This is a genomic window from Halomonas sp. KX33721 (genome assembly GCF_001596805.1).
In the GTDB taxonomy this organism is placed as follows: domain Bacteria; phylum Pseudomonadota; class Gammaproteobacteria; order Pseudomonadales; family Halomonadaceae; genus Vreelandella; species Vreelandella aquamarina.
Genome location: NZ_LVIA01000016.1, coordinates 83,901 through 95,928, shown reverse-complemented (window position 1 = coordinate 95,928; position 12,028 = coordinate 83,901). Strand labels below are relative to the sequence as shown.

The 12,028-nt window shown below is 57.4% G+C and carries 11 protein-coding genes; 7 read left to right on the top strand and 4 right to left on the bottom strand.

Annotated elements, in window-relative coordinates; all coding sequences use genetic code 11:
• Positions 1-106: 106 nt before the first annotated feature.
• On the top strand, positions 107-664 hold the full coding sequence (locus A3220_RS07085; RefSeq protein WP_217284280.1) for an NYN domain-containing protein: 558 nt from the start codon (positions 107-109) through the stop codon (positions 662-664).
• A 196-nt stretch (positions 665-860) separates the two neighbouring features.
• Here the strand turns inward: A3220_RS07085 and A3220_RS07080 are convergent, their stop codons facing one another.
• The 4 genes from A3220_RS07080 to A3220_RS07065 all read right to left on the bottom strand — a co-directional run bounded on the left by A3220_RS07080 (position 861) and on the right by A3220_RS07065 (position 4,834).
• Positions 861-2,090 carry a spore maturation protein gene (locus A3220_RS07080; RefSeq protein WP_044628655.1) on the bottom strand — a complete coding sequence of 410 codons (1,230 nt, stop codon included), beginning with the start codon at positions 2,088-2,090 and terminating at the stop codon, positions 861-863.
• A 75-nt stretch (positions 2,091-2,165) separates the two neighbouring features.
• The gene (locus tag A3220_RS07075; protein WP_062374046.1) at positions 2,166-3,098 is read right to left on the bottom strand and encodes a lysine exporter LysO family protein; all 933 of its coding nucleotides are present in this window, start codon (positions 3,096-3,098) and stop codon (positions 2,166-2,168) included.
• Positions 3,099-3,743 carry a hypothetical protein gene (locus A3220_RS07070; RefSeq protein ID WP_089675805.1) on the bottom strand — a complete coding sequence of 215 codons (645 nt, stop codon included), beginning with the start codon at positions 3,741-3,743 and terminating at the stop codon, positions 3,099-3,101. It abuts the gene before it with no gap.
• Positions 3,744-3,898: 155 nt separating this feature from the next.
• On the bottom strand, positions 3,899-4,834 hold the full coding sequence (locus tag A3220_RS07065; protein ID WP_062374044.1) for a glyoxylate/hydroxypyruvate reductase A: 936 nt from the start codon (positions 4,832-4,834) through the stop codon (positions 3,899-3,901).
• Between the two features lie 299 nt (positions 4,835-5,133).
• Here A3220_RS07065 and doeA point away from each other — a divergent pair, with 299 nt between their 5' ends.
• From doeA to A3220_RS07035, 6 genes are all read left to right on the top strand, one after another.
• Positions 5,134-6,333, top strand: coding sequence for an ectoine hydrolase DoeA (gene doeA / locus A3220_RS07060; RefSeq protein WP_044628651.1), 1,200 nt, complete (start codon positions 5,134-5,136; stop codon positions 6,331-6,333).
• 26 nt (positions 6,334-6,359) lie between these two features.
• Positions 6,360-7,391 carry a N(2)-acetyl-L-2,4-diaminobutanoate deacetylase DoeB gene (doeB, locus tag A3220_RS07055; RefSeq protein ID WP_062374042.1) on the top strand — a complete coding sequence of 344 codons (1,032 nt, stop codon included), beginning with the start codon at positions 6,360-6,362 and terminating at the stop codon, positions 7,389-7,391.
• Between the two features lie 8 nt (positions 7,392-7,399).
• Positions 7,400-7,876: an Lrp/AsnC family transcriptional regulator gene (locus tag A3220_RS07050; RefSeq protein ID WP_058577473.1), complete on the top strand. Its 477-nt coding sequence runs from the start codon at positions 7,400-7,402 to the stop codon at positions 7,874-7,876.
• 225 nt (positions 7,877-8,101) lie between these two features.
• Entirely contained in the window at positions 8,102-9,598 is a 1,497-nt protein-coding gene (locus tag A3220_RS07045) for an NAD-dependent succinate-semialdehyde dehydrogenase (RefSeq protein ID WP_062374039.1), read from the top strand.
• Between the two features lie 188 nt (positions 9,599-9,786).
• Entirely contained in the window at positions 9,787-11,220 is a 1,434-nt protein-coding gene (locus A3220_RS07040) for an aspartate aminotransferase family protein (RefSeq protein ID WP_062374036.1), read from the top strand.
• Positions 11,221-11,346: 126 nt separating this feature from the next.
• Complete coding sequence (locus A3220_RS07035; RefSeq protein WP_062374033.1) at positions 11,347-12,024, top strand: haloacid dehalogenase type II; 678 nt, start codon at positions 11,347-11,349, stop codon at positions 12,022-12,024.
• Positions 12,025-12,028 lie beyond the last annotated feature (4 nt).

Genomic DNA, 12,028 nt, shown 5'->3' with positions numbered 1-12,028 from the left:
ATTAAGCGTTTCAGGCGCATAGAGCCCTCCAATGCGTATGATGGAAAAAGAGCAGCTGATTGTTTGTTTCGGTGGGCGGTAAGTCACTTGCATGAGAAGAGCCGCCATGGAAACAGTCAAACGAATCAACGGCGTGATTTGTACAGAATTTTTTTTCTACGACTGCCCGCCCCTATCGAAAAAGATGCATAACCCTATTTCAGGGAAAGCCATCGACTTTTCCAAAACGCCAGAGGCGCTTTTTCGTAAAGAGCTGCACCAAGCCTTGTTGGGGAAACGCAAATTAGCAGTCCGTCTGGGCCATCTTTCGGATGATGCTCAGTGGACACTTAAACCTGAAAAAATCAAAGCATTGCTAAAGCATAAAATATCGCTTGATGATTTGACTGAGAATGATGTGCGCGTTGATGTTCGGCAAAAGGGGGTCGATATGCGTATAGGAGTTGATGTCACTTCTTTGACGTTAAAAGGGCAAGTTGATCAAATTGTGCTTATGGCTGGTGACGCTGATTTTGTACCTGCTGCAAAAATTGCGAGACGCGAAGGTATCGATTTCATCCTCGATCCAATGTGGCAGACGATTCCCGCAGGATTGCACGAGCATATTGATGGGCTAAGAACGACTTGCCCGAAGCCAGAACTTCCTCTTAGGCGCCAATACTGATGAGGAGTTTTGTTTAGTCTTAAAAGAACAGTTAGTGAATTTTGTAAGTCCCCTAACGGTGCGTTGCCTTAAAAGGCCCGCACCGTTTTTATGTGATGCACTTTGGTGCAGCAATTGGCGCAGTGAGTGCAACCAACTGCACCGCTGCGCCAAATTTCATGGCAGGCCTGGCTTGGTACAACACTCTTCGCGCAATTCAGCCAAAGAACCAGTAGCACACCAGAATGGCGGTGGTGATGCCTGCTATATCGGCGACCAGGGCGCATCCCAACCCATGGCGAATGCGGGTGATGCCTACGGCACCGAAGTAAACCGCCAGCACGTAAAACGTGGTTTCGGTGCTGCCTTGGAAGGTGGCCGCCAGTAGCCCAGGGAAGCTATCGACACCAAAGGTGTTCATGGTTTCGATCATCATGGCTCGGGAGCCGCTGCCGGAGAGCGGTTTCACAAAGGCGGTGGGTAGCGCATCCACAAAGCGGGTGTCCCAGCCGATGCCCTCAACCAGCCAGCGGATCCCGCCAAGCCCGGCATCCAGCACGCCGCTGGCGCGCAGCACACCCACCGCGACCAGCATGGCAATCAGGTAGGGCAGTAGGGTGATGGTAAAGCTCAGGCCCTCTTTAGCCCCTTCGATAAAGGCGTCGTACACCTTCACTCCGCGAAGCGCGCCAACCACCAGAAACATCATCACAATGCTAAACAGGGTCAGATTGCCCACCAGCGTTGAGGCCGCCGCCAGCGCCTGAGCGGACATCCCCGCTAAAGTAGTGATCAATAGCCCTAACGCTAACGCAGCTGCCACTAAATAGGCCAACACGACCGGGTGCCAGAGCTTTAAACGCTGCATCACCGCTACTGCCAAAAGCCCAGCCAGGCTAGAAGCGCTAGTCGCGAGCAAGATAGGTAAAAATACCAGCGTGGGGTCGGTGGCTCCCTGCTGGGCGCGGTACATAAAAATAGTGACGGGCAGCAGGGTGAGCGACGAGGTATTAAGCACTAAAAACAGGATTTGAGCGTTGCTGGCAGTCTCACTGCTGGGATTAAGGCTTTGCAGCGAATGCATCGCTTTGATACCGATCGGCGTGGCGGCGTTATCCAGGCCGAGAATGTTCGCCGCGAAGTTCATGCTAATCAGCCCCATGGCCGGGTGGCCACGGGGCACTTCGGGCATCAGGCGGCTAAAAAGCGGGTCGAGTACCCGCCCCAGTAGTCGTATCAACCCTGCCTTTTCGGCAATGGAAAGAAACCCCAGCCACAGCGTCATGGTGCCCAGCAGCACCAAGATAATATCGACGCTCACCTTCGCCATATCGAACAGCGACTGCACCAAGCGGGCAAACACTTCGCTATCGCCACCCACCAGCCACTGCCAGAGCGATGCCGCAAAGGCGGCAATAAAGAAGCTTAACCAGATTCCGTTGAGCATGGCGGGTGGGCGTCCTTGGTCATAAAAGAGGGTATGCGTTTGCTGCGTATCCTAACCAAGGAGCGCCCGTGCGTGCTAACCCGAAAGCGAAAGAAAGAACAGAATCAGCGGAGGCGACAGCAGCGAGAGGATAAAGCCGCTAACCACGGCAATGGGCACACAGGCCACGCCGCCGTGCTGCTGGATAACAGGAAGAGTGAAATCCATGGAGGTCGCCCCGCCGTAGCCAATCGCCAGCGCGGTGTGGCGGTGAATGACCAGCGGGATCAGGATAAACGCCAGCAGCTCGCGGGAGAGGTCGTTGAAGAACGCCACACCACCCATCAGCGGGCCGAGCTGGTCGCCAATCAGGATGGCGGACAGCGAGTACCAGCCGAAGCCCGAGGCCATGGCGAGGCCCTCGTTCCAGCTCAGTGAGAGCAGCGGGGCGGCGGCCAGCCCCGCCAGTAGCGAACTCAACGCCAGCGTGACGGCAATGGCAAGCCCCAAGCGGTTGAGCAAAATCTGTTTCAGCGGCATGCCGGAGTTGCGTAACTGGCAGCCAATCAACACCAGCAGTAGATACAGCACCCACTCGGCTAGCCAGTCGGCGGTGGTGAACAGCGCCTCGCCAACCATAGGCCCAAGCAGCAGCCCCGCAGTGACACCCGCTGCGACCACGCCCACCAGCATTAACGAGCCCTGCATGGCGGCGAGTTTGCTGGTGGGGGCATCTTTCACTACCGGAGAGCCGCCCGCGCTGAGCCGCACTCGCCGAGAAAGCCACCACAGTGCGGCTAAGTTAAACAGCGTGGTGATGGTAAACAGCAGTAGGGCATTGCCACCCAGACGAGAGAGCTGGCTGCCTAAATTCTCAAGCCCGGCGAGGCTCACGCCCATAAACAGCAGAATCAGGTACACCGAGCCGCTGACGGCTCGGTTAATCAGATTCAGCAAGCGGGTCGAACGGACACGTACCAAGTAGCCCAAAAACAGCGGCAGTAAAACGATCAATAGGCCAGAGAGCATTTAGGGCGCGTTACCCCCGGCGGGGTTGAAGTGGGTCATGGTGAGTGTCGTTTGTCGGCGCCCCTCTTTTTCATAGGTGGCTGAGAGGATGAGCCCCGGCCAGTCAGGATGGAAGTTGATCAGCAAATGCCGGTCAGGCTTTTCGGCATCAATCAGCGTGACCTGCTTAGCGTCGAACTCACCGGCAGGCACACGGGCTGTAGTGGGCTCGTTCACGAAGTACTGGAAGTGTTCGTCGCGCCCACGGTGATCCACGAAGTCGATATCGCAGGGGTTGCTCTCGGTGCAGCCTTCGGTGCCAGCCCGGCGGGAGAGGTCGAACAGGGCGGCTTGACGATCGATGGAGGGAATGTCGTCTTGGTTGAGCTGATAGCTGTCGCCGACGCCGAAGAGAGAGTAGCTGCTGTTATAAAGCAAAGAGTGTGTGTCGCCATCATCGATGTAGAAACGACTGCGCTCGTTACCTCGGGCGACGGCAATGGAGAAACTCATGTCGCTCAGCCAATGCGAGCCTTCATGCGTGAGCGTATGGGTAATGTTGGCGCTCGGCCAGCCGCGAATTTCAAGCCGGTACTGCGCCTCGAATGGCTGAGGAGAGGCCAAGGAAGCGCTGTCATCGGCAAGCGCGACGGCGCTGTTCGTCATCAGCGCGGCAGTCAATGTAGCGCCCAATAGGCCGTGCCGTGTGTTACGAGCGAATGTGTGTTGCAAAGGCTCCTCCTCCCTACAGTGTGTCTTCCTAAGAGCCTTTAGCGAGCGCTTGGTTCCGTGTGCGAGTATAACGAGCGTGGCGTTAAACGTCAGTAGCCCATGTCGGGGTTAACGGTAGCCAGGGTTTCACCCGCCTCAAAGGCGTGCAGGTACGAAATCACTTGATCAATGGCATCGTTAAGCGGTGTGGGGGCCGCCATATGCGGAGTGACGATGACCTTAGGGTGCTGCCAGAGCGGGTTGTTTGCCGGTAGCGGCTCTTCATGGAAAACATCCAGCAGTGCTCCGCGCAGGTGCCCTGGCTGGCCGTCATGGCCAAGTGCGTCCAGCAGTGCTTGCTCATCAATCAAGCTACCACGGCCTGGGTTAATGATGCTGGCACCTTTCGGCAGTTGTGCCAGCCGCTCGGCGTTAAGAATGTGCTGGGTAGCCGCTGTATCGGGGAGAATGGTCACTACGCTTTGCGCTTGGTTCAGTAGCTCGTTTAAACCGTCCTCGCCATGCAGGCAGCGCACGCCGCTGATCTGTTTGGGGGTACGGCTCCAGCCAAGCACCGGGAACCCAGCCTGTTGAAGCGCGCTAGCCACATAGCTGCCGATAGCGCCTAGCCCTAATACACCCACCGGCCAGTTCGCTTTATCCGGCACCGCATGGGGCTGCCACTGGGCATTTGGCTGCTGAGCGGCGTAGCGGTCCATGCTGCGGTAGAAGTTCAGCACGCCGTAAAGCACATAGTCGGCCATCAATTCGCTCATGCCTGCATCGCGTAGTTTCACAATAGGGACATCCTTGGGGAGCCCAGGCGTCTTCAGCAAATAATCGACCCCAGCCCCTAGGTTAATAATGCCTTTTAGCTGCGTTTGTTCTTGCAGGAGGTGAGCGGGCGCTTTCCACACGGCTAGGTAGTCGGCGTTGGCTCGTTCGCTGGCGGGGGCATCACTGGTAAGCACGGTGGCCTCTGGAAGCGCCTCTGCAATAGCGGCCTGCCACTGGGCCGCGTCGTCAATATGCACTACGACTTTCATGTTATCTCCTTGTACTCAGTTAATAATGCATGCTGACTATCATGGGCGAGAGGAGCTTAATACCGCAACCTGAGGGCATTATGGAGAACGCTGTCAACGTGTAGATAAAGCTAACGTTAACAGCATATGAAATTTTTGTAATAAAGGCTTTGACCGGCAGCCAAGGGGGGGTGCTAGTATCGCCTTAAGACGACATTGGCGGGCCAGCAGCGGCGGTGGCCAGGTCGATCCTGTGGCCCAGCGCAGTGAGCCTTAGGGCATGCGCTGGTTCTTAGTGATCTTTGATGGCGAGTTGCCCGATGACTGAGGTTTCCCTGCCTTTCACTCGTGAAGAGTATGCAAACCGCCTGTGGAAGGTGCGTGCTGAAATGGCCGGTCGTGGTATTGACGTATTGATCGTCAGCGACCCCTCCAACATGGCGTGGCTAACCGGCTACGATGGTTGGTCATTTTATGTCCACCAGTGCGTGCTGGTGGGGCTGGAAGGCGAACCCGTATGGTTCGGCCGCCGGATGGATGCCAATGGTGCACTGCGCACCTGCTGGATTCATCCCGATAATATTACCTACTATCCGGATTACTACGTCCAGAACCCTGATATGCACCCGATGGAGTATCTGGCGCAGTCGATTATGCCGGACCGTGGCTGGCATATCGGTGTGGTGGGCATGGAGATGGATAACTACTACTTCTCCGCTAAAGCGTATCAAAGCCTGCTGAAAGAGTTGCCCCATGCGCGCTTTATGGATGCCAACTCGCTGGTGAACTGGTGCCGGGCGATCAAGTCGCCTCAAGAAATTGCTTATATGCGGGTAGCGGCCAGAATCGTCGAGGGGATGCACTCGCGCATTCTTGAGGTGATTGAGCCTGGTCTGCCCAAGAGCAAGCTAGTATCGGAGATTTATCGCGTGGGTATTGAGGGCTTTGTCGATGAAAACGGCAAAGTATTTGGCGGTGATTACCCCGCCATCGTGCCCATGTTGCCCACCGGTAAAGATGCAGCCGCACCCCACTTAACCTGGGACGATACGCCATTTCGCACCGGCGAAGGCACCTTCTTCGAGATTGCGGGCGTGTTTAAGCGTTACCATGCGCCTATGTCGCGCACGGTGTTTCTCGGCACGCCACCGGTTGATTTTATCCGTGCGGAGTCGGCGCTGCTGGAAGGTATCGAGAATGGCCTAGCGGTTGCCAAACCCGGCAACCGCACGGCAGATATTGCCATGGCGCTGGGTGCGGCGATGGATAAATATGGCTTTGACCGCGGTGGTGCCCGCTGTGGTTATCCCATCGGTATCTCTTACCCACCCGACTGGGGCGAGCGCACCATGAGTTTGCGCCCCTCGGATGAAACTATCCTGCAGCCCGGCATGACCTTCCACTTCATGCCCGGCCTATGGGTTGATGACTGGGGCCTGGAGATTACCGAAAGTATCCTAATAACCGAAGATGGCTGTGAAACCCTGGCGAATTTCCCCCGCCAGCTGTTCGTCAAATAGCCGCGTGATAACACAAGGGAAACACAATGACGCTTCAACCGAACCAACTGCGGCCAAGCCCCATTTCCGCCACCGTTGATTTCGACGCCGATGGCGTGCAGCACGGCTTTTTAAAACTGCCGATTTCCACCGATGAGTCGGCTTGGGGCGCGGTGATGATCCCCGTCACGGTAGTAAAAAATGGCGAAGGCCCCACGGCACTGCTCACCGGTGGCAACCATGGCGATGAGTACGAGGGCATCACTTCGCTGTTGAAGCTCTCCTCGACGCTGAAAGCGGAAGACGTGACCGGACGCGTGATCATCGTGCCCTGCATGAATACCCCAGCGGTGATGGCGGGCAAACGCACCTCACCCATGGATAAAGGCAACCTGAACCGCAGCTTTCCTGGCGACCCTAACGGCACGGTGACCTCGCAAATTGCCGACTACTTCACCCGCGTGCTGGTGCCCATGAGCGATGTGGTGCTCGACCTGCACTCTGGCGGCCGCACGCTGGATATTCTGCCGTTTGGCGCTTCCCACGTGCTGGATGACAAAGCCCAACAGCAGGCCGCCCTGGAAGGTGCAAAAGCGTTTGGTGCACCTTACGCCATGGTGATGTTTGAGCTAGATGCCGAAAAGCTTTTCGACACCGCTTGCGAGCGCCAGGGCAAAGTGTTTGTGGCCACGGAGTTGGGCGGCGGCGGCACCTCTACGCCGCAAAGCATGGCGATTGCCGAGCGTGGCGTGCGAAACTTCTTAATTCATTACGGTTTGGTAGCCGGTGACGTGGAGATGCCCGAAGGCGGTCAAATGTACCTCGATATGCCGGATGCTAGCTGCTACGTGCAGAGCCAGCATTCGGGCGTATTAGAGCTGCTGGTGGCACTGGGCGACGAAGTGAAGAAGGGCCAAACCATCGCCTATGTTTACGATATGACCCGCAGCGGCACCGCCCCGGTGGCGTACAAAGCCGAGCGCGATGGTATTCTCATGGCCCGCCGTGCGCCGTCGCTGATCAATATGGGGGACACTCTAGCGGTGATTGCCGATGTTGTTGAACGGCTAGAGGCGTAGCCCTCGGTATGATGAAACTGGACCGTTTTGATCTCAAAATTCTCGATATCCTCTCCCGGGATGGACGAATCACCAAGTCTAAGCTGGCCGAGGCGATTAACCTCTCGGTCAGCCCCTGCTGGGAGCGGGTAAAGCGGCTGGAAACAGCCGGTGTGATCGAAGGCTATACCGCGCGCATCAATGCTGACGTGCTGGTGCCGCGCAACCCCGTATGGGTGCAGATCGAGCTCAAGCAGCACAACGCCGAAAGCTTTGCCCGCTTTGAAGCCTTGGTGATGCAAACTCCCGAAGTGACCGAGTGCGTGGCCGTCGGCGGTGGCGTCGATTATCTGGTGAAGTTCGAAGCCCGCACCATCGATAGCTACCAGCGCTTGATGGATAAATGGCTGGTATCGGAGGTGGGCATTGAGCGCTACTTTACGTATATCGTGACGAAGACCGTCAAGCATCAGCCGATTGGCATCGACCCCAGCGCTGCGCTTTAGCCGCTTTGCCTTGCGGCCAAAAAAAACCATCATAAAACGTCTTGCCACAAAAAAAAGTGCCGGAAAACACCGGCGCTTTCAAAAACACTTCGTGGCGATTCTCCCTTACGCTAGACACATCGATTTAGCGCGACCCTTGAGCCGCGATGGATGATCCTTTTGATGTGCACGGTGTGTCGCCTCTAGCAGGCCTCATCGTATTGGCTGCAACCTGGGGAGGTGCCCATGACCACACTATCGACCACGCTTGCTAAACGCCTGGAAGATCCGCGCCTGTTCCGGCAGTACGCCTACGTGAACGGCAAGTGGACCCATGGCGAAGGTGGCCGTGAAGAGGCCGTGTACGACCCGGCAGCCAACGAAGCCATTGGCCATATTCCGCTGCTGGAAGCAGAGCAGATTACCGCTGCTGTGGATGCCGCCGAAGCGGCGTTTGTCCACTGGCGGGCACTGCGCGCCGACGAGCGTTGCGAACGCCTGCTGGCCTGGTACGACCTCATTCAAGCCAACCGCGAAGACCTAGCGACCATCATGACCCTGGAGCAGGGCAAACCGCTGCCCGATGCCCGTGGTGAAGTAGAGTATGGCGCAAGCTTCGTGCGTTGGTTCGCGGAAGAGGGCAAGCGCACCTACGGCGAGACCATCCCGAGCCACATTCCCAATGCATCGCTCGGCACCATTAAAGAGCCGGTGGGCATTGCCGCGATGATTACGCCGTGGAACTTCCCGCTGGCGATGATCACCCGCAAAGCCGCTGCCGCGCTGGCCGCAGGCTGCCCGGTGATTGTGAAGCCTGCCAACGAAACGCCGTTCTCGGCGCTGGCGCTGGCAGAACTTGCCGAGCGAGCGGGCATCCCAGAAGGCATCTTCAACGTGGTATTGGGCGAGCCTGCGGAAGTCTCCAAGATTTTGTGCAGCGAACCGCGTATTCGTGCGCTCTCGTTCACCGGCTCCACCCGCGTTGGCCGCCTGCTCATCGAGCAAAGCGCTAACACCGTGAAGCGTCTTTCACTGGAGCTGGGTGGCAACGCGCCGTTTATCGTCGGGCCAGATATGGACCCGAAAGAGGCCGCCTATGCTGCGGTAGCGGCCAAGTTCCAAACCGCTGGGCAAGACTGCCTAGCTGCTAACCGGATTTTAGTACACGAATCGATTCACGATGAGTTCGTGGCCCAGTTCACCGAGCGTATGGCGGCCCTCACCGTGGGCAATGGCCTGCACGGCGAAGTTGATCTTGGCCCGCTCATTCACCGCCAAGCGGTCGAAAAAGCAGCCGCGATTGTGGACGACGCGATCTCCCAAGGCGCCACCATGATCGCGGGCGACCAAAGCCAAGCACCGGGCGACAACTTCTTTATGCCCGTGCTGCTGACCGGTGTGACACCGCAAATGAAAGTATGGCGGGAAGAGAACTTTGCCCCGGTGGCCGGCATTACCGCTTATAGTAGCGACGACGAAGTGATCGAGATGGCCAACGACACCGAATACGGCCTGGCCGCGTACATCTACACCCATGATATTCGTCGTATTTGGAAGCTGATGCGCGCACTGGAGTACGGCATGGTGAGCGTCAACTCCGTGAAGATGACCGGCCCGCCCGTGCCCTTCGGCGGCGTGAAGCAGTCCGGCCTTGGCCGTGAAGGTGGCGCGACGGGTATCGATGAGTATCTGGAAACGAAGTACTACTGCCTGGGGGCACTGGGTTCGGTGTCGGGCAGCTAGGTTTAGGAACCACAGCATCGCACGCTGAAGCGGCCCTCCCACAACATCCGCTGAGAAGCTTGAATAGGCCCTGTGGGAGGCCGGCTCCGCCGGGCGAAGGCACCGCTAGGTGCCCAACATTAAGTCAGTCACCAAAGATAAAACACCCTCCCCAAGTATGGGGAGGCTTATCGTACAGAGAGAACATTATGAGCTTGCATCAGGATCTGATCGAACGCGACCGTAAAGTCACCTTCCACGCCTCTACCCACCTGCGTGACTTCGCCCACGGCGACGCACCGGGCCGTGTTATTACCGGTGGTAAAGGCATTAATATCGTTGATAAAGATGGTCGTGAGTTCATCGACGGTTTTGCGGGTCTTTACTGTGTGAACATCGGCTATGGTCGCACTGAAGTGGCTGAAGCTATCTACAAGCAGGCGCTTGAGCTCTCCTACTACCACACCTACGTAGGCCACTCCAACGAGCCGCAAATCGAGCTTTCCGAGCGCGTGCTGAAAATTGCAGGCCTCAACATGTCCAAAGTCTACTACGGCATGTCCGGCTCTGACGCCAACGAAACCCAGCTCAAAATCGTGCGTTACTACAACAACGTCCTGGGTCGCCCGCAGAAGAAAAAGGTCATCTCGCGCATGCGCGGTTACCACGGCTCGGGCATCGCGTCTGGCTCGCTGACCGGCCTGAAAGCGTTCCACGACCACTTCGATCTGCCCATCGATACCATCCGCCATACCGAAGCGCCGCACTACTACCTGCGCGCCGCCGAGCAGCACGGCATGACCGAGCGGGAATTCTCTGCCTATTGCGCGGATAAGCTCGAAGCGATGATTCTGGAAGAGGGCCCGGACACCGTTGCCGCCTTTATCGGCGAGCCAGTACTTGGCACTGGCGGTATTGTGCCGCCGCCGGAAGGCTACTGGGAAGCGATTCAGCCGGTACTGGATAAGTACGACGTGCTGCTAATTGCCGACGAAGTGGTGTGTGGCTTTGGCCGTACCGGCTCCGACTTCGGTAGCCACCACTACAATATGAAGCCTGACCTGATCACTATCGCCAAAGGCCTGACCAGCGCCTACCAGCCGCTGTCTGGCGTGATTGTCGGCGATAAAGTGTGGAAAGTGCTTGAGCAGGGCACCGGTGAATTTGGACCCATCGGCCACGGCTGGACCTACTCAGGCCACGCCCTGGGCTGTGCCGCAGGCTTAGCGAATCTGGACATCATCGAGCGCGAAAACCTGGTGGGTAACGCGGCTGAAACCGGCGGTTACTTCCAGCAGCAGCTGAAAGCCACCTTCGAAGGCCACCCGCTGCTGGGTGATGTTCGCGGTGTTGGCCTGATGGCTGCGCTGGAATTCTCTCCAGACGCCAAGCAGCGCCTGCACTTCGACCCCTCGTTGAAGGTTGGCCCGCGTGTCGCCGCTGCCGCGCTGGAAGAGAACCTGATTGCCCGCGCCATGCCCCAAGGTGACATTCTAGGTTTTGCGCCGCCGCTGACCATCAATCGTGGTGAAGTGGACGAGATGATTGGCCGTGCCAAACGTGCCATCGACCGGGTGACCGATGAGTTAGTGCGCTCCGGCGACCTGAAAACGGGCCAGCAAGAAGCCGCTTTTACCGTTTAATCGCCTGCGTTAGCCGTTTAAACGCCGCTGCTGATGCAGCGGCGTTTTTGTTCACGGCTGTTTTTGATCGCGGCGTCTATGCTGAATACAGTGAATAGACAATGGATCATTAAGGAGGCGTACACAATGCAACCGGTACTAGCCTTTGACGTATACGGCACGATAATTGATACCCAGGGGGTAACCGTTGAACTGGAACGCCGCCTAAGCGATGTCACCAAGGCAGGCGAGTTTGCCAAACGCTGGCGGGAAAAGCAGCTGGAGTACAGCTTCCGCCATGGCCTGATGGGGGCTTATGTGCCCTTTACCGAGTGCACGCGTGAAGCGCTGGTATTCACCGACCGAGCGCTACAAACCTGCCTTTCCGATAATGACCACGACCACTTAATGGCCGTTTATGCGGAGCTGCCTGCGTTCCCAGATGTGGTACCTGCGCTGGACCAACTGCGCGATGCGGGCATCCGCTGCGTGGCCTTTTCCAACGGCACGGAAGAAGCTGTTAGCCAACTGCTGACTCGCGCAGGTGTGAGGAGTCATATGGATGTCGTGATCAGTGTCGATGAGGTAAAGCGCTTCAAGCCCGACCCCGCCGTTTATGCCTACCTACGCACGTGGCTAGAAACGCGCCCGGAAAACACCTGGCTGATCTCTAGCAACCCCTTTGATGTGATTGGCGCGGCCCACGCGGGCCTGCGTAGCGCCTGGGTACGCCGCCATTCGGATGCTCCCTTCGACCCTTGGGGCATTGAGCCGGATGTGACGGTACCTGAATTAGAAACGCTGGCGGAACGGATGATGCGATAGGTTG